Source organism: Paenibacillus favisporus (genome assembly GCF_040545415.1).
GTDB classification, from domain to species: Bacteria; Bacillota; Bacilli; order Paenibacillales; family Paenibacillaceae; genus Paenibacillus_AQ; species Paenibacillus_AQ favisporus.
This window is the reverse complement of sequence record NZ_JBEPLV010000004.1, coordinates 43119-68810: the sequence shown is the minus strand read 5'-3', so window position 1 is coordinate 68810 and position 25692 is coordinate 43119. Positions and strand designations below refer to the sequence as shown.

The 25692-nt window shown below is 52.5% G+C and carries 20 protein-coding genes, 1 tRNA gene and 1 other RNA gene; 3 read left to right on the top strand and 19 right to left on the bottom strand.

The features are described from left to right. Positions 1-40 precede the first annotated feature (40 nt). The 6 genes from ABID47_RS18295 to ABID47_RS18270 form a co-directional block, all read right to left on the bottom strand. On the bottom strand, positions 41-1750 hold the full coding sequence (locus ABID47_RS18295) for an ABC transporter substrate-binding protein (protein ID WP_354498882.1): 1710 nt from the start codon (positions 1748-1750) through the stop codon (positions 41-43). An 83-nt stretch (positions 1751-1833) separates the two neighbouring features. Further along, positions 1834-2772, bottom strand: a complete 939-nt coding sequence (locus tag ABID47_RS18290) for a carbohydrate ABC transporter permease (RefSeq protein WP_116233078.1) — start codon at positions 2770-2772, stop codon at positions 1834-1836. A gap of 10 nt (positions 2773-2782) precedes the next feature. Then, positions 2783-3748 (bottom strand): ABC transporter permease, encoded by a 966-nt coding sequence (locus ABID47_RS18285; RefSeq protein WP_354498880.1) that lies wholly within the window; start codon positions 3746-3748, stop codon positions 2783-2785. 85 nt (positions 3749-3833) lie between these two features. Next, entirely contained in the window at positions 3834-5384 is a 1551-nt protein-coding gene (locus tag ABID47_RS18280) for a response regulator transcription factor (protein ID WP_354498878.1), read from the bottom strand. Then, positions 5381-7162, bottom strand: a complete 1782-nt coding sequence (locus ABID47_RS18275; RefSeq protein WP_354498876.1) for a cache domain-containing sensor histidine kinase — start codon at positions 7160-7162, stop codon at positions 5381-5383. Before ABID47_RS18275 ends, ABID47_RS18280 begins: the two co-directional genes overlap by 4 nt. Positions 7163-7272: 110 nt before the next feature. Next, entirely contained in the window at positions 7273-9456 is a 2184-nt protein-coding gene (locus ABID47_RS18270) for an alpha-galactosidase (protein WP_354498874.1), read from the bottom strand. 313 nt (positions 9457-9769) lie between these two features. Between ABID47_RS18270 and ABID47_RS18265 the strand changes: the two genes are divergently transcribed. Beyond that, positions 9770-10597 (top strand): AraC family transcriptional regulator, encoded by an 828-nt coding sequence (locus tag ABID47_RS18265; RefSeq protein ID WP_354499687.1) that lies wholly within the window; start codon positions 9770-9772, stop codon positions 10595-10597. A 168-nt stretch (positions 10598-10765) separates the two neighbouring features. Here the strand turns inward: ABID47_RS18265 and ABID47_RS18260 are convergent, their stop codons facing one another. Continuing rightward, positions 10766-11254, bottom strand: a complete 489-nt coding sequence (locus ABID47_RS18260) for a MarR family transcriptional regulator (RefSeq protein ID WP_354498872.1) — start codon at positions 11252-11254, stop codon at positions 10766-10768. A 169-nt stretch (positions 11255-11423) separates the two neighbouring features. Here ABID47_RS18260 and ABID47_RS18255 point away from each other — a divergent pair, with 169 nt between their 5' ends. Then, complete coding sequence (locus ABID47_RS18255; protein WP_354498870.1) at positions 11424-12167, top strand: NADPH-dependent oxidoreductase; 744 nt, start codon at positions 11424-11426, stop codon at positions 12165-12167. 146 nt (positions 12168-12313) lie between these two features. On the opposite strand, the gene ABID47_RS18250 is transcribed toward ABID47_RS18255, so the two are convergent. The 12 genes from ABID47_RS18250 to ABID47_RS18195 all read right to left on the bottom strand — a co-directional run bounded on the left by ABID47_RS18250 (position 12314) and on the right by ABID47_RS18195 (position 25338). After that, complete coding sequence (locus ABID47_RS18250) at positions 12314-12556, bottom strand: cold-shock protein (RefSeq protein ID WP_308737674.1); 243 nt, start codon at positions 12554-12556, stop codon at positions 12314-12316. Positions 12557-12607: 51 nt separating this feature from the next. Beyond that, positions 12608-12808 carry a cold-shock protein gene (locus ABID47_RS18245; protein ID WP_076173149.1) on the bottom strand — a complete coding sequence of 67 codons (201 nt, stop codon included), beginning with the start codon at positions 12806-12808 and terminating at the stop codon, positions 12608-12610. A gap of 365 nt (positions 12809-13173) precedes the next feature. Continuing rightward, positions 13174-13540: a transfer-messenger RNA gene (gene ssrA, locus ABID47_RS18240) on the bottom strand. Between the two features lie 233 nt (positions 13541-13773). Then, positions 13774-14256, bottom strand: a complete 483-nt coding sequence (smpB, locus tag ABID47_RS18235) for an SsrA-binding protein SmpB (RefSeq protein WP_076173150.1) — start codon at positions 14254-14256, stop codon at positions 13774-13776. 234 nt (positions 14257-14490) lie between these two features. Beyond that, entirely contained in the window at positions 14491-17112 is a 2622-nt protein-coding gene (gene rnr / locus ABID47_RS18230; protein WP_354498867.1) for a ribonuclease R, read from the bottom strand. Positions 17113-17322: 210 nt separating this feature from the next. Further along, complete coding sequence (gene secG, locus ABID47_RS18225) at positions 17323-17556, bottom strand: preprotein translocase subunit SecG (RefSeq protein WP_076173152.1); 234 nt, start codon at positions 17554-17556, stop codon at positions 17323-17325. A 425-nt stretch (positions 17557-17981) separates the two neighbouring features. Further along, positions 17982-19268 (bottom strand): phosphopyruvate hydratase, encoded by a 1287-nt coding sequence (eno, locus tag ABID47_RS18220; RefSeq protein ID WP_076173153.1) that lies wholly within the window; start codon positions 19266-19268, stop codon positions 17982-17984. A gap of 202 nt (positions 19269-19470) precedes the next feature. Continuing rightward, positions 19471-21015 carry a 2,3-bisphosphoglycerate-independent phosphoglycerate mutase gene (gpmI, locus tag ABID47_RS18215; protein ID WP_354498864.1) on the bottom strand — a complete coding sequence of 515 codons (1545 nt, stop codon included), beginning with the start codon at positions 21013-21015 and terminating at the stop codon, positions 19471-19473. 1 nt (position 21016) lies between these two features. Beyond that, positions 21017-21769, bottom strand: a complete 753-nt coding sequence (tpiA, locus tag ABID47_RS18210; protein WP_076173155.1) for a triose-phosphate isomerase — start codon at positions 21767-21769, stop codon at positions 21017-21019. A 63-nt stretch (positions 21770-21832) separates the two neighbouring features. Beyond that, positions 21833-23014 carry a phosphoglycerate kinase gene (locus ABID47_RS18205; RefSeq protein WP_076173225.1) on the bottom strand — a complete coding sequence of 394 codons (1182 nt, stop codon included), beginning with the start codon at positions 23012-23014 and terminating at the stop codon, positions 21833-21835. A 196-nt stretch (positions 23015-23210) separates the two neighbouring features. Next, positions 23211-24221 carry a type I glyceraldehyde-3-phosphate dehydrogenase gene (gap, locus tag ABID47_RS18200; RefSeq protein ID WP_076173156.1) on the bottom strand — a complete coding sequence of 337 codons (1011 nt, stop codon included), beginning with the start codon at positions 24219-24221 and terminating at the stop codon, positions 23211-23213. Positions 24222-24300: 79 nt separating this feature from the next. Continuing rightward, positions 24301-25338, bottom strand: coding sequence for a sugar-binding transcriptional regulator (locus ABID47_RS18195; RefSeq protein WP_116233090.1), 1038 nt, complete (start codon positions 25336-25338; stop codon positions 24301-24303). Between the two features lie 240 nt (positions 25339-25578). Here ABID47_RS18195 and ABID47_RS18190 point away from each other — a divergent pair. Beyond that, positions 25579-25653, top strand: a tRNA-Arg gene (locus tag ABID47_RS18190). The last annotated feature ends 39 nt before the right edge of the window (positions 25654-25692 follow it).

Below are 25692 nucleotides of genomic sequence, written 5' to 3'. Positions count from 1 at the left end.
TAGAATCACCCCGATTTTCGGGGTGATTCTTTGCCTTACTCTACTCATTGGTCGACCAGAGCTCGATCCGGTCATTGATATGCTTGGTATAAGCCTCTTCCATTTCTTTAACTCCGGCCTTCTCCAGCTCCGCCATATAGGCGTCCCAAATGTTGTCGAAGTCTTCAGGTTTGGACATGACCGCTTCCGGGATGCGTTTCCACGTAATGTCCTTCATCTTGGCTCCCAGAATCACGGCCGGATCGTCGTTAGGCAGCGACATCGTGTATGCCGCTCCGTAGGCTCTCGGCTTAAAGTCTTCTTCCTTAGGGAAGAGGTCCTTCCAATGCTCCGCTTTATAAGCCTTCAGGGTCTCCTTCTCAGGTTCGCTGTAGTTCGCGGTCAGCAGTTCCGGGTAATTGCGGGTGAAGTAGTTGCCGGTAGAATCCTTGATGCCGTCACCATAATGGACCATCAAGTTCCAGTATAGTCCAAGGCCTGCCTCTTTCTGGAACGCCGCACCGTCATTGTTCGCCCGCTCCTGCACCTCGGGTATCAGCGTGCGTTTGCCGTTTTCCATCGTGTAATGCTTGCCTTCGATGCCCCAGTTATTCAGGATCTGTCCTTCTTCCGATGCTAAAAAGTCGAGGAACTTGATCGCACGTACCGGATCCTTGCATTTGCTGGAGATCGAGATGCCGTATCCTCCGTCAAAGCCGGCAGGCCAGAAGCTCGTATCCTTGTATTCCGTGCTTATCGTGACCGGATAATGACCGTAAGTCTGGTCGAATTTGCCGGCCGCCTTCAGCGCATTTTGTCCGTCGCCATAATCCCATTCCGGATCGGCAAGGCCAAGTACCCGCCCTGAAGCCACTTTCGCCTTAAATTGGTCGGTTTTCTGCACGAAGCTTTCCGGATCAAGCAGTCCAATGGAATTCATGTGGTTCAACCAGCGAAAGAACTCCTTTTCTTCCGGACGGCGGAAATGGTATGTGGCCTGGTGTGTTTCCTGATCGATGTAATACTCGCCGTCATCCGGCCCTCCGGTCGTCTGGAATCCCAAGTTGGTCACCTGGTACATATGCCAATCGTCCGCGTTCAGGGACAAGCCGATATTCTTATTGCCGTTTTCGTCCGTCGGATGCTTAGTGATGTAGTCCTGAATGACCTTTTCAAAATCCTTCACTGTGCGAATTTCCGGATATCCCGCTTCTTTGACGACGCGATGCTGTAGCTCAAAGCCTCCGTCGGCTTTAAACTTCTTCTCCTCGACAGCCGACCAGGTCGGGATCGCGTAGATCGCCTGGTCATCCAAGCTGTACTTCGTCCGAACAAGCTTGTCTCCGAGCATTTTCTTGATGTTCGGCGCGTACTTGTCGATCAAATCGGTGAGGTCGATGACGGCGCCGGCGTCGACAAGTTTGCCGACATCCGCTTTGGCTGCGATCAAATCCGGATAGTTGCCAGTGGCCGCAATCAATGAAATTTTCTGTACCGGGTCGCCGACAGCGAACTCCGCATCCAGGGTGACCCCGGTTTTCTCCGTGATCACCTTACCGACCTCGTCTTTCATGTTGTTCCAGTTCGTGCTGGAATCTTCCGAAAAATAAGTGAATGTGATGGGCTTCAGGTCATCACTTTTCGTTCCGGATGCAGCACTTCCCTCTGTCTCGGCTGCAGACGAGCCGCCGTTTCCACCGCACGCTGCGAGCGTTGCCGTCAAAGTCAGCGCCAGTACAGACGCCGCCCATCTCTTTTTACCTGACTTCATGAAGCTTACCCCCCAAGTCATAATGAATAATGATGAATATGTATGGAACAGGCGATGAGGCCTGGACACACCAGCATCTGTCTTTAACTTTTGACCGCTCCAAGCGTCATGCCCTTCACAAAATATTTCTGCAAGAAAGGATAGACGACCAGAATCGGTACCGTCACGATAATGGTAATCGCCATTTTGACGGATTCCGGCGATACCTGTGCCATGCGCTGAGCCATATTCGCAGCGTCCTGGGAATTGGTTGCACCCGTTGTCGTGCTTTGCAAAATTTTCATCAGCTCATACTGCAAGGTCGTCAACGATTCGTTGGACCCATTGAACAAATAGGTGTCAAACCATGAATTCCACTGCCCTACCGCCAGAAAGAGTGCCACGGTCGCAAGCGCCGGCTTGCAAAGGGGAAGAATCACACGCCAGTAAATCGTAAAATCGTTGGCGCCATCCAGTTTCGCCGATTCCTGCAGCGCATAGGGCAGTCCGTCGATGAAGGAACGAATGACGAAGACGTTAAAGGCGCTCACGAGCCCCGGCAAAATGTAAACGGCAAACGTATTAATTAAATGCAGTTCCTTCAACAGGATAAAGCCCGGAATCATCCCGCCTGAGACATACATGGTGATGGCCAGAAACATGGAGATCCATCGTCTTGCTTGAAAATCGCTGCGGGCCAGCGCGTAAGCCAGCATTGAACCGCTGAACAGGCCCGCTATGGTTCCAATGACCGTCCTCAGGACGGAAACTTTGAATCCGGTGATGAGGCCGCTGTAAGTAAAGATCAAGTCGTAATTTTTCAGCGTAAATTGCCTTGGCCAGATCGTAATCCCCCCTCTGACGGTATCCACCGAATCGTTGAAGGAGATCGCAAGCACGTTTAAGAACGGGTAAATCGTCAGGACGGTCACCACGATCATGGACAGATACACGATCGCTTCCAAAATTCGGTCCTGCGGTGATTTTGACTTCAGTTTGCTCTTCATGCGACCGGCCGGCGCAGTACTATTGGCAGTTCCCATGTCTTCCTCCTTACATAATGCTTTCGTTGGTGAAGCGCTTAAAAATACCGTTAGCCGCAAACAACAGGATCAGGCTGATCACCGAGTTGAAAATATTGATCGCCGTCCCGAAGGAGTAGCGTCCCATGGCCAAACCATAGTTAAGCGCATACAAGTCAAGCACTTCGGAGTAATCGATGACCAAGTGATTGCCTAACAGAAACTGTTTCTCGAAGCCTGTGCCGAGCAGGTGGCCGATGGACATAATCAGAAGCACGATGATTGTCGGCCGGATCCCGGGCAGCGTGATATGCCACATTTGCCTTAGCCGGCTCGCACCGTCAACACGGGCAGCTTCATAGAGCTCAGGGCCGATGCCGGAAATGGCCGCCAGATAAATAATGGCGTTCCACCCGGTTTCCTTCCAGATGTCCGCGCTGGTGACGATCCACCAAAACCAATGCCCTTGAGCCATAAACTGAATCGGCTGATCGATGATGTTCAGGCTGAGGAGTATACTGTTCACGACGCCCCCGTCTGTTGACAGCATTTTGGTGACAATGCCTGCAGCAACGACCCACGAAACAAAGTGCGGCAGATAAGACACCGTCTGCACGAACCGTTTCATCACCTGAAGGCGAACCTCGTTAAGCATTAAGGCGAAGACGACCGGTACAATGAAGCCTGCAATCAGGCCCATAAAGCTCATGGCCAGCGTATTTCGAAGCACCTGGTAGAAATGGTCATCCTGGAACAAGGTACGGAAATGCTCCAAGCCTACCCACTTCTGTTCAAAAAAGCTTACGCCAGGTCTATATTTTTGGAAGGCCATTGTCCAGCCCCATAAAGGCAGGTACTGGAAAACAAAGACCCAAAGAACGAACGGAATGGACATGTAATAAAGATATTTCTGGTTTTTCAGCACCTTCCACGCATTTTTTCGGGTCCGCGTCGTCTGTTTGTATGCGTTTTCCGTCTTTAATGTTATCGTTTTCATGTTTCCTCCCCTCTCCTGGCTTCCATCATAAATCAGCGGGGAGAAACGGCAAATACAACGGATTTCGGTAAAAATCATCCACAAATTATGGATTTTTAAAGTCGGAAGGTGAACGGCCCTCGTATTTTTTAAATTTGCTGTGAAAGTAGTTCACACTCGTGTAGCCGACGCGTTCCGCCACTTCGTATACCTTCATGCCCTGCTCCAGCAGCTCCTTTGCCTTGCGGATCCGGACCTTGTCGAGGTAGGTGTTGAAGTACTCCCCTGTTTTGTTCTTAAAGAGCTGGCCTAAATAGGCCGTACTGTAGTTCAGCATCCCGGCCAGCGTGTCCAGTTTCAAGTTGTCGGCATAATGCCGCTGAATAATGTTGATCATGATCTTCAGCTCTCTTTCCTTTCCCTCTGGCTCCGCATCCTCTGCTAATGCTAGAAGAAAAGAGTGTGTTTCTTCCAAAAGATCCGCCAGATGCTCATATTCGAAAATCCCCTTCAAAAAACGCGAAGCCTCCTCCGTCCCTTTCCATTCCTTGCGGGAACCTGCGGTCAGCTTATGAATGACGGCATTGGATAAAAAGAAAAACGATTCTTTGACAAAGCCTTCACTCGCCTCCTGCATGACAAAAAAGGCCGCCGCCTCGTCCAGCAATGGCCGGATCATCGTCTGATTGCCTGCCTCCAGGCTGTAATATAGGCGGGAGATGAATTCCTCCATCATCTCTTCCGGACTGCCGCCGGGAAGACGCGGCAATTCCGGTAAAGGATAGCGCGAAGGATAGGGACCCAGCAGCCGTCCCTTCTCGCTGAAGAAAGCCTGTTTTAACGCTTCCTGGGCTTTTATAAAGGAAATGTTCAGCTCTTCCGGCACCGGCACTGCTCCCCCGGTGGCTGCGACGAACCGGAAATTCCCCAAAGTGTTCCGCAGCAGCCGGTACAGCTGCTCCCGCCGCTGCATGCCGCGCAGCGGCTCTTGGAGAAGAAGGATGACGTAAGGGGGTATAACCGTGACCGCTCCGGTACCCCTGCGCTCGATGTCAGGCTTCAGCGCATCCGCAAGCTGCTGCAGCGCGTCGGGGTGGGTCGCTTCAGGTCCGCGCAGGAATACAGCCACGACTTCATAGCTGCTCCATATCAGTCTGGCTGCTTGTGCCATGCTTCGCAGCTTGGCGGGATCTTCGGTAGTATCCTGCGGTACGAGAAGGCTCTGGATCAGCCATTCTTGGTTTATACCCTCGATTGAACGCGGCCCCTTCTTCAGGCGTTCCTCTTCGATCCGCTCTCGTACCCGCGTTAAGGTATGGATCATCTCTTTGATATCCACCGGCTTGAGGAGATACCCGGCTACCCCGTATTTAATCGCTTGTTTGGCATACTCGAAGTCGGCATAACCGCTGAGTATGATCACTTGCAGCTCAAGTCCGCTGGATGATACGGACTGCATCAGCTGCAATCCATCCATAAGCGGCATGCGAATATCGACGATGGCGATATCCGGCCGTTCCTGATCAATCACTGCCAGTGCTTCTTGACCATTGGCCGCCGTGGCTGTCACGGTAAGACCCAGACTGTCCCACGGAATCAAGGTTTGCAGGCCTTGGCGCAGCTTCGGTTCATCATCCACAATGACGACCTTCATCATTGAGAATCACCTCCTGGAATGAAAAATGTGATCAAAGTCCCGGCTCCAGGCTCGCTATCGATCTGTAAAGCACTGGATTCCCCGTACAGCAAGACCAGCCGTTCGTTTACGTTGCGCAGGCCGATCCGCTGCTCCCCCTCGTCCTCAGCCGGTGATGCAAGCTCCTGCCGCACGAGATGGAGACGATCCGCCGAAAGGCCGGCACCGTTGTCACTCACCTTGACTTGAACCCCCCTCTGAAATGCCTTCACTTCCACGCTGATAAACACTCCCTCCGCGTGGTGATCCAGGCCATGAACGACGGCGTTCTCTACCAAAGGCTGGATAATCAATGGAGGTACCAGCATCCCTTCCCGGCCTGCATCAACCGTCAATTGATACTGCAAGCGTTCTTCATATCTGAACTTTTGAATATCGAGATAGCAGCGTACCCGCTCAAGCTCCTGGCCCAGCGGAATCCTGCCGCTGCCGGTTTCCAAACTGCTGCGCAGCAGTGTGCTGAGCAGCCACACCGCCTCCGCGATGCCGTCTTGTTTTCGAATATGGGCCTCCATCCGGATCGATTCGAGCGAGTTAAAGAGAAAATGGGGATTGATCTGGCTGGCCAGCATTTTAAATTTCATCTCGTTTTGCCTTTTCTCCACCAGGCTTTTCTGCCGGTTCGTTTCCTGGACTTCATTGAACAAGTGGTTCACCTCTCTGACCAGCGCGTTAAATTGCTTGGACAGCAGGCCAATTTCATCTTTCCCGTCGATATGCAGAAAGGTTTCCCAGGAACCCGACCGGACTTTGGACATATGCCTGCTTAACCGGAGGAGCCTTCTGGATAATAACGATGCGGAGGCATAAATGAGCAGGGCGGCAGCAATCAGACTGGCCGTAATGACGACCACACCGAGACGGATGACTTGATTGGCATCACGGGTGATCCCGGCAATGGAAAAAATCGAAATCGTGCGAAGGCCATTCCAACTGTCCTGCGGTTGCAGACTGGCGATGACTACCTTGGACGCTTTCCCGTTGATGGACGCATTGTAGCTTCCCTCCTGAAGAGAAAGTATATTGGGATCGGCATAAATATCCGAAAGAGCCTTGCCTAACACTCCGGCTTCATTGGACGCGACGACCCGGTTCCGGTTATCCACGATCAGGGTTGGGAACGACTCCTGCTCCAGAATGGAGCTTAACCGCCGCTTGTCCACATTGATGACCAGTACCCCTTTTCGCCCGGAAGCATCCAAAGGAAACGAACGAATCAAACTTAGATCATCGGAGCCTTTTCGTTCATCTTGAATCAGATTCCAACCGACCAGCCCCTTCTGCGCCAAGGCTTCTTTGTACCAATCCTGGGCCGTGACCGTTCGGTCCGGCTGGATAAACTCCCAGTTATCGAGTGCCCCCGGATTCTCGGCATAGACGCGGATCCCCGATATCTCCTTGTACAGCTGGAGGTAGTCGCGGATATCCGTATAGTCACGGTAAGCCTGAATGACCTCAACGTAGCTGTTGTATTTCTGGCCGGCTACCCTTTTCATTCGACCGTCATTCATCAGCCGGTTCGAAATGTCCAGCGGAACCTTGATCAGCTCTTCCGTACGTTTCCGAACACGCTCCACATTGGTAGAGACCTGCACAAAAGCGTTTTCAATAACGATTTCGCGCAGCTTTCCGGTCAAAAAAAGGCCGCACAGCAGCAAGGGAAGAACGGCCACCGATATAAACGTAACGGCCAGCTTCTTCCTTATTTTCATATCATTCATCATCCGGATAAAAAACATGGCGCTACCTCCCGTGTGATCTGTTCTGCTGCGCGCAAAAAGCCCCTTTTTCGCTTAAAAAAGGGGCTTAAACTCCATCCATTGATGCTCTTTCGGGCTTAGATCAATGGTTACGCCTTGCCGGGCTTGAGGGCCCGCAGTCTAAACCATCGGCTTTGATAATCTTTATGCTCGTAGGCAAGGGGCAAACCGAGCTGCATCAGCCGGTCTCCCCCAAAGACCGAAATCTCCCCGCCTGTTCCGGGTTCCACTTCGTATTCCAGTTCTGGGTCAAGTCCGTCCAGGCGCAAGGTCCGCTGGGGTGCGTTCGGCACGGCCATCACTTGAAAAGCGTAGACCAAGGCATCCTCTTGATCTTCCGAAACAAACATCCACGCCGACTCGTTCCCCTCGAACGGACTTTTCAGACGGTACAAGTCGCCTTGCTGCACCAACCCGCGAATCTGCTTGTAGGCGGCGACTTGGCGTTTGACCGTTTCCTTTTCGTCATCAGTAAATTTCGTGAGATCCAGCTCATACCCGAAATTTCCGGACATGGCGACATTGCCGCGAAAATCAAGCGGTGTGATCCGTCCGACCTGATGGTTCGGAACCGCCGACACATGCGCTCCGATGGCGCTTACGGGGTAGACCAGGCTGGTCCCGTACTGAATCTTCAGCCGTTCCACCGCATCGGTATTATCGCTGGTCCAGGTTTGAGGCATGTAATACAGCATGCCGGGATCAAAGCGTCCACCGCCGCTGGAGCAGCTCTCGAACAAAATATGCGGAAAATCGGTGGTGATTCGCTCAAGCAGCTCGTACAACCCAAGAACATAGCGGTGAGCAGTCTCAGCTTGGCGCTCCGGCGGCAGGGCGGCAGACCCGATTTCCGTCAAAGCGCGGTTCATGTCCCATTTCACGTAGGCAACCGGCACGGTGGAGAAAATCGCAGAGAGCGAGTCATAGATGTAATCTCGCACTTCCTGGCGCGTGTAGTCCAGCACCAGCTGCCACCTGGCTTCGCTGCGTCTCCGCCCCGGGACGTGAAGGCACCAGTCCGGATGCTTCCGGTACAGCTCGCTGTCCGGCGATATCATCTCAGGCTCGAACCAAAGCCCGAATTTCAGGCCCAGCTGATTGATGCGCTCCGCGACATCCGCCAGTCCGTCCGGCAGCTTCCGGCGGTCCTCGTACCAATCCCCCAGCGACGAATTGTCCGCATCCCGTTTGCCAAACCAGCCGTCATCCAAGACAAACAGCTCAATGCCCAGCCTGGCCCCCTCTTCTGCAATCGAAACCAGCTTGTCCGCATTGAAGTCGAAATACGTGGCCTCCCAGTTATTGACCAGAATCGGCCGTTCTTCGTCCCGGTATTTCCCCCGGCACAGCCGGGTCCGGTACAGGCGGTGATACGTCCGCGACATCTCCCCCAATCCTTGCGCGGAGTACACCATGACCGCTTCCGGCGTTTGGAAGCTCTCCCCCGGATTCAGCTGCCACGCGAAATCAAAAGAGTTCACGCCAATGCTAAACCTTGTGGAGCCGAAGGAATCTACTTCCGCCCCTGCTTCAAATCCACCGCTGTACACCAGGCTAAAGCCAAAGGCTTCCCCATGTCGTTCCGTCGTTTCCGGCGAGACCAGAGCGGCAAAAGGGTTAAACTGGTGGCTGCTCATGCCCCTTTTGCTGTCGATCCGGGTTTCGCCTTGCTCAAGCGGTCTTCGCTTCATAGTTCCTTCCCGGGCCCACGCCCCGGAAAGGTACACCATCTCCAAATCGCTATGACCGGAGAAATCGACGCTGGCACTAAGGGCACGGCGAAGCCGAAGCTTCTTGTCCCCTTCGTTGATCAAATGAGCTGACCGAATAATCACGTTGCGATCCGTGAAGATGGAATAAAGCAGGACGACCTTAAGTCCCGAGTAGGCATCTTTTAATACCAGCTCGAGCGTCTCTGCTTCGGACTCGTCCTCCGTATAAACGGCCGGAAGTCCGCTTAATGGCGGCTTTCCCTTCAGGATCCGGTATCCGTCGTATTTGAGCTCCGTAATCCTCGTCCCATCCTCCAGCTCGGCCTGGTACGCCGGATTGCGGAAGTCTCCGCTGCCGTACTGCGGGTATTCCTGCGGCAGCCGGTCAAGCCCAGCCCTCGCGGGAGTGTGTATCAGGAGGTCGCCCATCGTTTCCCGATGCTTCAGTCTCCCTCCCCAATATCCATGTACAGGATAACCGCCCACGATCTGAATCAAATAGCTCATGCCGGACGACTGTAGATGAAACAACCCTGCTTGCTCTTGAACGATTACGCTCATTGGTAAACATCCCTTCTTTCCTGCCTATCGGTACTTCATGCATCGTAACATGGTCTAGAAAATGGCTTGTGCCACATCCGTATCTATGAACCATTACATCTCCGCCATCCGGGGCCATGCTCCGGCATCTTTGTATTCAATCTATCTTTGAAACATGGCTTTAGGATTGATCTACGATTCCAGAAATACAGGCTTATATACAAAAATCATATATGATCATACGATAGGTCGTACATGGCATGGTGCTCACTCATTATGTTATTATGATTGATAATTGACAGGCATTCTATTTTTAAGGGGATGGGATTTGCTTGTGTTAGAGTATCTGCCGCGAAGTAAACAGCACACCGAGCTGCATTTGACGCAATTCGGCATGGAGGATTGTATATCCGGTCATTATTTTGGGCCCGCCGTCAGGACTCACTATTTGCTCCATTATATATTCAAAGGGGAGGGAATTTTTGAGGTAGGGGGAGTGAGGCACCATCTTCGAAAAGGACAGGGGTTTCTGATTTGTCCCCATGTCGTTACCTATTATCAAGCCGACGAAGTTAACCCTTGGTCATACGGCTGGGTTGGTTTTAACGGCACGCTGGCCGAACCCCTCCTTATGCAAGCAGGGCTAACCCCTTCATCTCCCATTCTGCATTATGATCGAGATGATATGATCCATAAGTATTTGCAGTTAATGGCCCAGTCGAGACAAAGCCATAAAGCCCGGGAAACCAGACTAACGGGGCTGCTGTATTTGATGTTATCTTTGCTGGTGGAATCCGGTCCGGAAACACCCACCGTTCAAAGGGAAAGCCGGGCTGAGGTTTACGTGGAGCAAGTGATCGATTTTATCGAAATGAACTTTTCCCAAAAAATTACTATCGAGGACATCGCGCATTTGATTGGGCTTAATCGAAGCTATTTGTGCTCGTTATTCAAACAACAAATGAACATAAGCATTCAGGATTACCTGATTCGCTACAGAATGGATATGGCGGCTAAAATGCTGGGAAGCACAGACCTTTCAATCGGAGATATTGCCCGCTCGGTCGGCTATGCCGACCCGCTCCTTTTCTCCAAAATGTTTAAAAAGGTGAAGGGGGCCTCGCCGAAACACTATCGGAGCGAAGCCTTTGGTCCAAATTAAGGTGGATCCCATAGGGAGGAAGTGGATTGAAAAAAGGTGTTCGTTCTCAAGGCGTACGTTTGAGGGGAGTCCCAACCCATTCCAAAAAATATGTCCAAAATCGCCGTCAACGACGGCGATTTTCAATTTTTCTTACCGATTCTTACCGATAGATCTGTAGAGTTTAAGCTACCGCAGACGGGCCAGCTTCTCCAGAAAGTCTGCCACGATTTCCAGCGATGCCTCGTCAAAACTAGCCAGCAGTTCCACCGCTTTATGATCCTTCTCCTCGTGAAAAACCCGGTGCAGCTCAGCCAGTTCGGCGCCAAGCGGTGTCACAGAGTAATAAATTTCTTTCAGATTGTCCGGCAGCTGGTTTTTACGTATCAGGTCCTGCTCCAGCAATTTGCGGGTGATTTTGGAGACGGCGCCTTTTGTTAAACCCATCTCGCGGGCGATATCGATCCCTTTAATGCCGTCATGCGCATAGATGACGTCCAGAACGTGCAGGCTTGAGACGGATAGACGGGGCAGCAGCTTTTTCAGCCGGTCGTCGGAAATACGCTCCATGAGCCAGAGTCGATCGCTGTCATCCTCGGCTTCGCTGACGAGGATCTGGTATATGGATTTTTCGATGCGATTTTTGAGCTGAAGCAAATCATCATTCATATCAGGCATAAGGCAAGCCTACCTTTTTTCTTTTCATTATATCATGGTTTCCGCAGAAACCATTTGACAAAGCATCATTTCCTTGTTATTGTGGTTTCCATGGAAACCATTTGGTTGGAACGTGGTCTTCATGCAGCTTCTGCAGAAATCACATTACATTGATTTGGAGGGAAATTTTATGAATGAGGTCATTCAATTGATCCGCCAGCATCGCTCCATCCGTAAGTTTACAAATAGGCCGTTAACCGGCGAGCAAATCGAAGCCATCGTTGACGCGGCGCAAATGGCACCAACCTCGGCGCATATGCAGCCGTTCTCGATCATCGGCGTTACCGATCAGGAACTGCGCAAGAAAATTGCGGAGCATTCTGAAAATCCGTGGATTGCGGAGTGCGGATACTTTTTTATCTTTTGCGCCGATCTTCACCGCATAATGCTGGCCGCCGGCCCCGACCAACAGGAAAAAATGAGCCGCAACCTGAGCTACTCGTATTTTTATCAAACCAGTGTGCTAAGTGCCGCGCTTGCTCTGCAAAACGCCAACTTGGCGGCTCAATCGATGGGTCTCGGGGCCGTTATTATTGGCGGGATTAACAGTGCTCTGCCTGAACTGGACGAATGGCTGGACCTTCCGGACTTTGTCATTCCTTTGGTCGGTCTTGCGGTAGGCGTCCCCGATGAATTCCCAGAACAAAAGCCGCGCCTGCCACGGTCCGCCGTATTTTTTGAAAACCAGTATGATCGTGATCTTAAAGCACAGGTCGAAGAGTATGACCGGGAAATAGGAGAATATTATGGCGCTCGAACCAACAACAAACAAAAGGCCAACTGGTCCGGGAAATTCATCTCAAAGCTGGATCGGGATTTGCCGCTGGGCGGATATACGGAGTATGTTAAGAGCAAAGGGTTTGATTTGAAATAGGCTCGTCAGAAATGCAAAATCCACAGCCCCATGAGGTTGTGGATTTCATTTACGTGATAGCCAGCCGAACCCCTGTCCGGACATAACGCCATCTTTTTTCCGCGTATAGATCGTGACCATCGTGATGTCACTGGTCCTCGCTTTATTTAATGCTTCGTCTGATTCGGACTTGTATTTGTTAAAATAGGCAGCATTTTCTGACTCTTCTCCATGAAGGAATTGCATTGGCCACAAATCGGTTGGATCAGAAAAACAAAGTTATCCCTCATCCATCCGTTGCACTTTTCATTGGTGCACGACCATATCGTTGTCATTTCCTCAGGAAGATCGATCATCAGTCTTTTCCGTGAATAGTACAAGCAGCATCCCACTTTCTCTTCTGGAATCATGAGCGAAAAAAAGGCCCCGACACGATGTGCGGGACCTTTCTAATTACAAACTTAGAGTTTAACAACATTCTCGGCCTGTGGGCCACGGTTGCCTTGTACTACATTAAATTCAACTTTTTGACCTTCATCCAAAGATTTGAAACCGTCGCTCACGATTGCACTGAAGTGTACAAATACGTCGTCTCCGCCTTCAACCTCGATAAAACCAAAACCTTTGTCTGCATTAAACCATTTTACTGTTCCTTGTTGCATAGTCAATTACCTCCATAATTCTATTTTTTACATGATCTTCGAGTTTCCAAAAAAAATCACATATTGTACAAGGTTACATCATCAAAATCTAACCCTCTACAATATGTGATCTCAGGTCGAAATTCCAATAAATTAACTATAACACAACTGGAGTTGAATAACAAGTTTATTTTGAATTTTGCTTCCATTTTATTGGAACTCATCTTATCTGCAGTATGACACTGTATAATCTTCCCCGGGTAGTATACTTAGTAAACCACAATTAAAGCGGAGAAAAATATTGATTAAGAGACATTATGCAGCCATCCTAATAAAAACGGAGATGCAAAAAAGCGACCCATTACGGATCGCCTTTCTGATACTCATTATGGAGGCGAGGGGAGTCGAACCCCTGTCCGAAGATAACGCCACATAAGCTTCTACGGGTGTAGTGACAGTTTTGATGTCACCCTACTAGGCTCCCCGTCACCGGATCCCGATAGGGTCAGCCTGTTTGTCTTCTTCAGCTAGCCCCAGGCGGAGACTAGACAGCGTATCCCACTAAAGTTGAGCCCTCATCCCGGCACATGGGCGATGCAGAGCGAGAGCACGTGTGCAGGTTATTAAGCTGCTACAGCGTAAGAAGTTTGTTGTTTGCCAGTTATTATTGGCTTTAGCGTTGATAAAGTGGACGCGTCCCCACTACCCGCTACTCATGCTCGAACTATCCCCGTCGAATCCAAGAACGCCCCCTTATTAAAAAGGGCTTCTATTGGATTAGATTAGAACCGTTGAGGCATAAGAAGCAATCTATCCAGCATCCTTCCCCTCCATGAAGAAAGGATGATCAGAAGCATTTATCACGTAAAAGGCCGGTCAAGCCATAACCTCTTACATACATAGTATATCACACATCCCGGCCAAAATGACACAGAGGTTGAAGGAAACGCAGGTGAAACTTGCCTGTAACTTCACATAACCCCAAATTAACGCGCGATCTTCTGTTTCTCGCGGAGTGCCCGCTGAATGTCGCGCTGCGCGTCGCGTTTGGCGGCCGATTCCCGCTTGTCATACTGCTTCTTACCGCGGCCAAGGCCAAGCAGCAGCTTCGCATAGCCGTTGCGGATATACACCTTAAGCGGAACGATCGTATAGCCTTCCTGCTTGGTCTGTCCCAGCAGCTTGTGGATCTGTTCCTTGTGCATCAGCAGCTTGCGGGTCCGCGTCGGATCCGTCGGATTATAGCGGTTGCCCTGCTCAAACGGGCTGATATGCATGTTATGAATATGAATTTCCCCATTGCGGATCGTTGCAAACGCATCCCCGATATTGGCCCGTCCGTTCCGGATCGACTTGATCTCGGTTCCGGTCAGCACCATGCCGGCTTCGTACGTATCCTCGATGAAGTAATCATGGGAAGCTTTTTTGTTCTGGGCCAGGACCTTCCCGTCACTCTTCTTACCACCCATGCTATCACTCCTCCCACACTTGCTATAACAACAATGGACTTCCGGTATACAGCACAAGGGGAAGCAGCTCAAGCGCCCTAACGAGAGCGTCTAGAGGCCGCAAACCCGGCCGGTATACCAGAAATCCATTGTATCAACTGGACTGGGCAAAATCAAGATTTCGGCGAAAAGGCGCACGGTGTGGCGCCCGTTTCAGGCGAAGCCTGATGTAAAAGATACTACCCAGGAACCCTTCTACTTTTTCTTCTTGCGCACGAAGGCGGCTGTGCCATTCTTGGCCGCACCCTTCTTCTTGCGCTTGCGGACGACGCTCTCGCCGCTGCCGGCATTGTCTTCGCGGGCGGCAGCCGCCCCGTCCCCGACAAAAATACCGCTGCGCGACGTTTTCTTCTTGCGGCCGCTGGACGGCTTGCTACTGCTGCCGCTCTGGCTTCCGCCAGGCGCCGGGGCGCCGTAGCCGCCCTTGCCGGATCCGAAGCCGAAGCTCGCTGGCCGCTTGGCTTCGCCGCTGCGGCCGCCTTCCCGCGCGGCGCCCTGCTGCGCTGCGCCGGCGCCGCCCTCGCGGGCGCTCTTGCCCGGCCGCGCGCCCTTGCCGCCGCCACGGGCTGCACCGCGCCCGCCGCGGCCATTCTCGCCGCCTTCACGGATGGCGGCGCCTCTGCCCACGCGGCCGCCACCACGGCCGCCAAAGCTTCCGCCGCGACGGCCTTCGCTGCGCGGCTTCATGTCCACCATCTCGAAGTCGATGGTGTGATCGTCCATGTTCACGCGCTCGACGCGGATCTTCACTTCGTCGCCGATCCGGAACACGCGTGACGTGCGCTCCCCGATGAGGGCCATGGAGGCCTCATCGAAATGGTAGTAATCGTCCGTCAGCGCGCTCAGCCGGATGAGGCCTTCGACCGTGTTCTCGAGCTCGATGAACATGCCGAAGCTGGTTACGCTGCTGATGATGCCTTCGAATTCCTCGCCGACCTTGTCGAGCATGTATTCGGCCTTCTTCAGCTGGTCTGTGTCACGCTCCGCATCCACCGCCACACGCTCACGCTCGGAGGACTGCTGGGCGATGTCTGCCATCCGGGAAGCCAGGTACTCCAGCCGGTTCTCCGGCAGGACACCTTTGTTCTCCAGCACTTCCCGGATCACCCGGTGAATGACCAGGTCCGGATAACGGCGAATCGGAGACGTAAAGTGCGAATAATATTCGGCGGCCAGTCCAAAGTGTCCGGACATTTCCGCATCGTATTTCGCCTGCTTCATCGAACGCAGCATCACCGTGCTGATGACCTTCTGCTCCTTCGTGCCCTGGATGTCTTCCAGCAGGCTCTGGAGCGCCCGTGGATGCACGGAGTTGCCCCGGCCCTTCACATGGTGACCGAAGTTGGCCGCAAACGCCATGAACGTCTGGAGCTTCTCCGGATCCGGATTTTCGTGAATCCGGTACAGGAACGGCACCTTCATCCAGTAGAAATGCTCGGCCACCGTTTCGTTGGCCGCCAGCATGAACTCCTCGATGATTTGCTCGGCGATCGAGCGTTCGCGTTTCACGATGTCGACCGGCTTGCCGTTCTCGTCGACGATCACCTTGGACTCGACGAAGTCGAAGTCCACCGCGCCGCGGTTCATCCGTCTCGCCCGCAGGCGCAGCGCCAGCTCCTTCATCAGCTTGAAGGTGTCGACCAGATAGCTGTACCGCTCCGTCACTTCCGGATCCTCGTCGTTGAGGATCTTCCGGACGTTGTTGTACGTCATCCGTTCCTTCGTTTTGATCACGCTCGTAAAAATGTCATGTCTCACGAGCTTCATATGCTCGTCGAATTCCATTTCACAGGACATCGTCAAGCGGTCCACCTGCGGATTCAGCGAGCAGATGCCGTTGGACAGGCGGTGCGGCAGCATTGGGATGACCCGGTCCACCAAATAAACGCTGCATCCGCGGTTGTACGCCTCTTTATCGAGCTCCGAGTTCTCGCGGACATAGTAGCTGACGTCGGCGATATGAACGCCCAGAAGGAAGTTGCCGTTGGGCAGGCGTTCCACGTTCACCGCGTCATCGAGGTCTTTCGCGTCCTCTCCGTCGATCGTGACGATCGTTTTGCCGCGAAGGTCACGCCGTCCCTGCTGGACGATTTCTTCTTCGGTGATTGAATCCGGGGCCTGCTCCGCTTCCGCCATGACCTCTTCCGGAAAAGCTTCCGGCAGCTGATGCTTGCGGATAATGGACAGGATATCGACCCCCGGATCATCCTTATGCCCGAGAATCTCGACCACTTCGCCTTCCGCGGCGGATCGGCCCTCCGGATAATTGACGATTTTGACGACGACCTTCTCGCCGTCGACCGCCCCGTTAAAGGCATCCTTCGGAATAAAAATATCCCGGTTGATCCGTTTATCGTCAGGCAGCACAAAGCCGTACGCTTCATGCCCCTGGAAGACCCCGACGATCTGGGTAATGGCCCGGTTGACGATCCGCACCACTTCCCCCTCCAGCTTGCCGCCGGCCGGGCTCTTTGCCGTAACCCGCACCAGAACGGTATCCCCGTTCATGGCGCTCTTCATATCATTGGCTCCAATGTATACATCCGGATGCTCCCGGTCCTCCGGGATCAGGAATGCAAAGCCTTTCGCATGGGCCTGCAGACGGCCCTTCAGAAGATCCAGCCGTTCCGGCACGCCGTACCGTTCCGACTGGGTCCGCACGATGGTCCCTGCCTCCTCCATCGCGTTCAGCGTTTTCAGAAAATCCTTGAAATCCAGCGCATCGTCAATCGCGAAATGCTGTTCCAGTTCCTGATACGTCATCGGTTTATATTCGGGATCCTGCATCAAATCAAGTATCATCTGTTCCGTAATCATCGTTTCATCACCTCAGGTGACTTGCAGGAATGCCTTCCGCAAGTGACTATGTAATCGTTCGTTTGTTGTATTTGTCCAGTAATATACACATACCCTAGTATACACGAATTTAATCGGTTGCATCCCTGCCCGTAAGCCTTAATCAACCTAAAAAACCTCCGCTCATCTTCCAATCGAAAAAGAGCGGAGGTTTTGGTGTGCTGCTATTCTTTACTTGACGACGACGGCCACCACAATGGCCAGGATAAAAAAGCATGCCGCGACGACAACCGTCACGCGCTGCAGCACGAGATCCATGCCGCGTGCTTTCGTTTTACCGAATAGATGTTCCGCGCCACCGGAGATGGCCCCGGAAAGACCCGCGCTTTTCCCTTTTTGCAAAAGAACAATCGCGATCAACGCGATGGAGAAAATCACGAGCAGCACCTTCAACAAGATTTCCATTTGTTCCACCTCCCAATGGCTTAACATCTCAATTATATGAATGTCAAAATTTCATTTTCCGTTATGGCCGACTTAGACTGCAGCCCAGCGTGCACAAACAGCATTCTTATTGTATCATAGCCTATTTGCGAACACAAGCTAAACCCGCATTGCACCGCTGTTTATGGCATCAATAACAAGCTCAGGGTGCCACACTCCCAGACGCACGACTGTTTTCAAATCGGAGTCACCGATTCTTTGATCACTATGCTGGGCAGTTCCATCTTGAAATGAAAAACTCCATAAGACGCAACTTTAAAAAAAGACAGATCACGTTTAGCGGAAGTGTTCCTTGCGATGATTGGATCGTTCAGCGCCACTGAAATTTTAAATAAAAAAAGCGCCCCGGAGTTACCCGGAACGCTCTTGCTTAAGGCTGTACAGCCTTATTTTTTCAGGTTGTAGAACGACTTCAAGCCGTTGTACTGCGCCAGTTCGCCCAATTCGTCCTCGATGCGGAGCAATTGGTTGTACTTCGCAATACGGTCCGTACGGGACGGAGCACCGGTTTTGATTTGGCCGGCATTCGTTGCAACGGCGATGTCAGCGATCGTGCTGTCTTCGGACTCACCCGAACGGTGGGAGACAACCGCTGTGTATCCTGCGCGTTTCGCCATTTCGATCGCATCAAACGTTTCTGTCAGCGTACCGATTTGGTTTACTTTGATCAGGATGGAGTTGCCGATGCCTTCTTCGATACCTTTTTCAAGGCGCTCAGTGTTCGTTACGAACAGGTCATCGCCAACGAGCTGGATCTTGTCGCCGAGTTTCGCGGTAAGGAGTTTCCAACCTTCCCAGTCGTCTTCGGAGCAGCCGTCTTCGATCGTGATGATCGGGTATTTGTCGACCCAGGAAGCGAGCAGCTCAACGAATTCACTGGATGTGTAGGATTTGCCTTCGCCTTCAAGATGGTACTTACCATCTTTGTAGAATTCAGTGGAAGCGACGTCCATACCGAGGAATACGTCAACGCCTGGCTTGTAGCCGGCTTTTTCAATAGCTTCCATAATGGAGGACAATGCGTCTTCGTTGGACGTGAAGTTCGGAGCAAAGCCGCCTTCGTCGCCAACTGCTGTGTTCAGGCCTTTGCCCTTCAGAACGGATTTCAGGCTGTGGAAGATTTCTGCACCTGTACGGAGAGCTTCCTTGAACGTAGGAGCGCCAACCGGCAGTACCATAAATTCTTGTACGTCGACGTTGTTGTCGGCATGAGCGCCGCCGTTGACGATGTTCATCATTGGTACAGGCAGTTGTTTAGCATTGAATCCGCCAAGGTATACGTACAGCGGAAGGTCCAGAGCGTCAGCAGCCGCGCGGGCTACGGCCATGGATACAGCCAGGATGGCGTTAGCGCCCAGCTTGCCTTTGTTAGGTGTTCCGTCCAGTTTGATCATCAGCTTGTCGATGCCGAGCTGGTCGAGCGCGTCCATGCCGATGACTTCAGGAGCGATGATTTCGTTCACGTTCTTCACCGCGTTCAGAACACCTTTACCGAGGTAACGGTCTTTGTCGCCGTCGCGAAGCTCTACAGCTTCGTGAGCGCCTGTGGATGCGCCGGATGGTACGATGGCGCGGCCATGGCCGCCGGATTCCAGATATACTTCAACTTCAACCGTAGGGTTACCGCGGGAGTCGAGGACTTCGCGTGCGTACACGTCAGAAATAATAGTCATTTTGTGCTAATCTCCTTTTCCACATTCGTAATTGGTTATTCAGACCACATGATATAGATTGAACTCAAGTTTAAAATGGAGAACCCTGTTGTATCGGTCTTATCCAAGCCCTGCAACACGAACTTCTTGAGTTCATTCTATATTGCTTGTCAGCTACTACAGCCATTATAACGCATCGGATCACCGGAATCGAATTTTCCGCTTATTTGCGGGTTGCGATCATCGATTCGCCGGTCATTTCGGCAGGCTTCGGCAGCTGCATCAGATCGAGAATCGTCGGCGCCACGTCGGCCAGAATGCCGCCTTCGCGCAGCGTTACGTTCTCATCGGTCAAAATAAACGGCACCGGGTTCGTCGTATGAGCGGTGAATGGGCGTCCTGCTTCGTCAAATACCATGTCGGCGTTTCCGTGGTCGGCGATAATAATCGCTACCCCGCCTTTGGCAATAACGGCGTCCACTACTTTGCCCATGCACTCGTCGGTGACTTCAACCGCTTTGATCGTCGGTTCCAGCATACCGGAGTGTCCGACCATATCCGGGTTGGCAAAGTTCAGAATGATCGCATCATGCTTCTCGGCTTCAATTTCCTTCACGCAGGCGTCCGCCACTTCATAAGCGCTCATTTCCGGCTTCAGGTCATAAGTGGCGACCTTCGGCGAATTGATCAGAATGCGCGTTTCTCCAGGCAGCTCGACGTCGCGTCCGCCGCTGAAGAAGAAGGTAACGTGCGGATATTTTTCCGTTTCGGCAATACGCAGCTGCTTCTTGTTATTCTGTACCAGCACTTCGCCCAGCGTGTTGTCCAGGTTCTTCGGCTCGTAGGCTACGTAGCCTTCCACCGTTTCGCTGAACAGCGTCAGGCAGACGAAATGGAGGTTTTCCGGGAACTTCGGCCCACGGTCGAATCCGCGGAAGTCCTTGTTCGTGAACACTTGGGACAGCTGGATCGCGCGGTCCGGGCGGAAGTTCAGGAAGATAACGGAGTCTCCGCTCTCCACCAGCGATACTGGGTTGCCCTGCTCGTCAACGATGACGGTTGGCTCCACAAACTCGTCGAATACCGACTTGTTGTAGGATTCCGTTACGGCAACCAGCGGATCGGTGTATTTCGGTCCATCCCCGTACACAATCGCACGGTAGGACTTCTCTACGCGCTCCCAGCGCTTATCGCGGTCCATCGCATAGTAACGGCCTTGTACCGTAGCGATTTTGCCGACGCCAACTTCCTTGATCTTGGCTTGCAGATCCTGGATGAACTTCTTGCCGGAATCCGGAGCCACGTCGCGTCCGTCCAGGAAAGCATGGATGTAAACCTCATCCAGCCCTTCTTTTTTCGCAAGGTCCAGCATAGCAAACATATGCTCGATATGGCTATGTACCCCGCCGTCGGACAAGAGGCCGTATAGATGGAGCTTCTTGTTGTTATTCTTTGCAGCTTGCACCGCTTCGACCAGCGTCGAGTTGTTGAAAAACTCCCCTTCGCGGATCGATTTCGAAATCCGGGTCAAATCCTGATACACGATGCGGCCTGCGCCGATGTTCAAATGGCCGACTTCGGAGTTGCCCATTTGCCCTTCCGGCAGACCTACCGCTTCGCCGGAAGCGGTCAGTGTCGTGTTCGGATACTTCGCCATCAGTCGGTCGTAGTTCGGTTTCTTGGCCTGCGCTACCGCGTTGCCTTCGTCCGTGCTGCGCAGCCCGAATCCGTCCATGATGATCAGTGCTACGGGTCTAGGTGCGGTCATCTTACTTCGCCCCCTCAACGAGCTGGATGAACGAAGCCGGCTGCAGGCTGGCACCGCCAACGAGCGCGCCGTCGATGTCGCTTTGGCCCATGTATTCTTTAACGTTCTCCGGCTTCACGCTGCCGCCGTACTGAATACGGACTTGATCCGCTACCTCTTTGCCATACAGGCCTTCAACCAGGCTGCGGATATAAGAGATCACTTCGTTAGCGTCCTGTGCAGTCGAGGACTTGCCGGTTCCGATCGCCCAGATTGGCTCGTAAGCGATAACCACTTGAGCCGCCTGTTCTGCGGACAAGCCTTGGAACGCTGCTTCCGTCTGCACTTTGCAGACGTCCTTCGTTTGGCCGGCTTCGCGCTCTTCCAGCTTCTCGCCGACGCACACGATTGGAGTCAGGTCATGACGGAATGCCGCTTGGACCTTTTTGTTCACGGTCTCGTCGGTTTCGGCAAAATATTGCCGGCGCTCGGAGTGGCCGATGATGACGTAGTCTACGCCAAGGTCTTTCAGCATCACGCCGCTGATTTCCCCGGTGAACGCACCGTTATCTTCAAAATGCAGGTTTTGGGCACCGATTTTGATCGATGTGCCTTTCACAGCTTCCACCAAAGCGGGAAGGTTCGTGAACGGAGCGCAGATGACGCTCTCCACGCCTTCAACTTCAGCTTTGCCTTTGACTTCTTCGATAAACGTTTTGGCTTCCGGAACGGTTTTGAACATTTTCCAGTTGCCGGCGATGATAGGTGTTCTCACACTTTTCACTCCTTTTTTGTCCTTACGGGTCCGTACGTTCCGCGCTCTTTCGGCGCTTCTTGCTTACTTGTCGTTCAGTGCCACGACGCCAGGAAGAGCCTTGCCTTCCATGAACTCGAGGGATGCGCCGCCGCCAGTGGAGATGTGATCCATTTTGTCAGCCAGATGGAATTTCTCTGCCGCTGCCGCCGAGTCGCCGCCGCCGATGATGGTGTAGCCTTCGGTTTGGGCGCAGGCTTCTGCCACTTCGCGTGTACCGTTGGAGAAAGGATCGATTTCGAATACGCCCATCGGTCCGTTCCATACCACGAGCTTGGAGTTCTTGATGATCTCCGCATATTTGGCACGGGTTTTCGGTCCGATGTCCACGCCTTCCCATTTCTCAGGGATGTTGCCGACTTCAACGATGTCGACGTTCGCATTGGCGCTGAAATCGTCCGCGATGACGATGTCGACCGGAAGCAGGAAGTTTTTGCCTAGATCCTTCGCTTTTTGGATAAATCCGAGCGCGACATCCAGCTTTTCATTATCGCACAAAGACAGACCGATTTCATAGCCCTGTGCCTTCATGAACGTATAGGACAGGCCGCCGCCGATCAGCACGTTATCCGCGATGTTCAGCAGGTTGTCGATCACGTCGATTTTATCCTTAACCTTGGAACCGCCGATGATCGCTGTGAAAGGACGCTCCGGATTGGACAGTGCTTTACCAAGTACGGAAAGCTCCTTCTCCATCAGCAGGCCGGATACAGCCGGCAGGTAATGGGCGATACCTTCGGTCGAAGCATGCGCACGGTGAGCGGCGCCGAACGCGTCGTTTACGAACAGGTCAGCCAGCTCAGCGAACTGCTTCGCAAGTTCCGGATCGTTTTTCTCTTCGCCAGGGTAAAAGCGGACATTCTCAAGCAGCAGCACGTCGCCGTTGTTCAGCTTCTCCACTTGTGCTTTGACCGCGTCGCCAACCGCTTCGTCAGCCTTGGCAACCGGTTTGCCGAGCAGCTCGGACAGGCGCTCTGCCGCAGGTGTCAGACGCATGGATTCTACCACTTCGCCTTTCGGGCGTCCCATGTGGCTGGCTAGAATCACTTTCGCGCCATGCTCGATCAAGTAGTTGATCGTTGGCAGCGTTTCACGGATCCGTGTATCGTCAGTAATTTTGCCGTCTTCCAATGGCACGTTAAAATCAACGCGCACGAATACGCGCTTGCCGTTTACTTCTACATCACGTACAGACTTCTTGTTCATCGTATTGTTTCCCTCCGCACCCATATTTTTAACGGGACAGTCTCCTCAGCCCCGTGGTTCAGCATGTTAGGACATTTAGCTTGCAATCATAGAATGGCTCAGCTCTGCTGAAAATTTATACATTCTATATTTTAAAGAGCGGAAACATAGGATGCCTGTTTCCGCTCGGGATGTTTTCGCTATGGGATGGCTGTTATTACTTAGCGATCTTAGCGAAGTATGCCAATGTGCGAACCAATTGGGAAGTGTAAGACATTTCGTTGTCGTACCAAGCAACGGTTTTAACCAGCTGTTGGTCGCCAACAGTCAACACTTTCGTTTGAGTAGCGTCGAAGAGCGAACCGAACGTGATGCCTTTGATGTCGGAAGATACGATTTCGTCTTCAGTGTAGCCGTAAGTTTCTGGATCGGAAGCTTCTTTCATTGCTGCGTTTACTTCGTCAGCCGTTACTTTGGTGTTCAGAACTGTAACGAGCTCAGTCAGGGAACCTGTTGGTACAGGTACGCGTTGAGCGGCACCGTCCAGTTTGCCTTGCAGTTCTGGAAGAACCAGACCAATCGCTTTTGCAGCGCCAGTGGAGTTAGGAATAATGTTTTCTGCAGCTGCACGCGCACGACGGAAGTCACCTTTTGGATGCGGAGCGTCCAGGGTGTTTTGGTCGCCAGTGTAAGCGTGGATCGTTGTCATCAAGCCTTGAACGATACCGAACTTGTCGTTCAGCGTTTTGGCCATAGGAGCCAGGCAGTTCGTTGTGCAAGATGCGCCGGAGATTACTGTCTCAGTTCCGTCCAGTGTTTCGTGGTTAACGTTGTATACGATCGTCTTCATGTCGCCTGTAGCCGGAGCGGAGATCACAACTTTCTTAGCGCCGCCTTTCAGGTGTTTCTCAGCAGCTTCTTTCGTTGTGAAGAAGCCTGTGCACTCGAGAACGATGTCTACGCCAAGATCGCCCCAAGGAAGTTCTTCAGGGTTACGGTTCGCCAGAACCTTAACTTCTTTGCCGTTCACTTTGAAGAAGCCGTCGTGAACTTCGATGTCTCCGTTGAAAGTGCCTTGCGTTGTATCATATTTGAGCAGATGGGCCAACATCTTAGCGTCAGTAAGGTCGTTGATGGCTACAACTTCGATGCCTTCCACATTTTGAATACGGCGGAAAGCGAGTCGTCCGATACGTCCAAAACCGTTAATGCCTACTTTTACACTCATTGAATAGTCCTCCCAAAAGTTCGTATTTTATTTATTCAAAACAGGTAAATACCTGTCATGACATCAAAAGGAATGTTGTTTACTCGCTGCCAATTTCCCGGCAGATTTCGATAGCGGCCGCTTCGTCAACCACCAGAATGTCCTCGTGGCCGAATTTGAGCACCGCATGGATCGCTTTGGCCTTGCTTCGGCCGCCCGCAATGCCGATGACGGTCTCGGTCCGCATAATGTCCTCCAGCCGCAGCCCCAAAGTCATCATTTTATGAACGACAACGCCTTGTTCATTGAAATAGTAGCCAAAGGATTCGGCTACGGCTCCTTCCGACCGGATCTCCTCCACGGCGGCGGGATCCAGCCTTCTGCGGCGGGTCATCTCCATCGCGTCCCCGATGCCGTGCATGATGATGCGGCAGTGCCTGATCGCCTGGACGATCTCCTGGATGTTGCGGTCCTGCACCAGCGACTGATACGCTTCATCGCTCAGGAGGTCCGGCACATGCAGCAGCCGGTACTGCGCGCCGACGCGCTTGGCCATGGTGGATGCGATCGTGTTCGCCTGAAACTCCACGCTTTCGCCAAGTCCGCCCCTAGCTGGCACGAACCAGCTGTTCTTCATCGGTACGGCCGCCTGCGGCGTCAACTGCTCCGCCACTTCGGCGAGCGTTGAGCCTCCAGTCACCGCTACGGTGTCCCCTTGGTTCATGACGCCAAGCAGCGCTTTGGCACCCGCGCGTCCCAAGTCACGCTTCGTGAGCGGCGACGATTCGCAATCCCCGGGCACGACCACGACTTTGCGCAAGCCGTACGTCTGGCGGATCTTCTCGCCAAGATCATTGAGGCCGAACAGCACTTTCACCATCGGCTCCATCTGTTCAAGCAGCTTGCTTCCCGCCTCACTGACCCTCATCCCAGAGCTCTCGATCTCAATCAGGCCCTGGGACTTGAGAAGATCCGTCTCGGCCCGCAGCACCCGCTCGGTCATATGCAGGGATGCAGCGAGCGTTCTCCGGCCGATCAGCTCCGACAGCATGATCTGATGAAGAATGGTATATCTGGTCTTGAGAACGTCCACGAGATCAGGCAGAAGCTGCTTTTGTATCTCTAATATATCCCGCATTTCTTTCCACTCCTGCAACTTCGCTTCCCTCTCTCCCCTGGCCCTAAAATGTCCCGGGTCAACGTTTTAAGTCCCACCACTATTCTACTCAATAATGGCGCTGGTTGCAAGTAGTCCACTGACTATAATTCACATCAGCCTTTCCTCCTATACAGCATTTTCCTGATTCAAAAAATTTAATAACTTAACCCTTGCATTTTGAGGCAAGCTATCATATAATAACTCTTGCTATTGAATTTTGCGCCCGTGGTCCAATGGATATGACGTAGGCCTCCGAAGCCTGAGATCGAGGTTCAATTCCTCGCGGGCGCGCCATTTTTCTTCATATAGAAGAGAACGCAGAACGGCAACCGT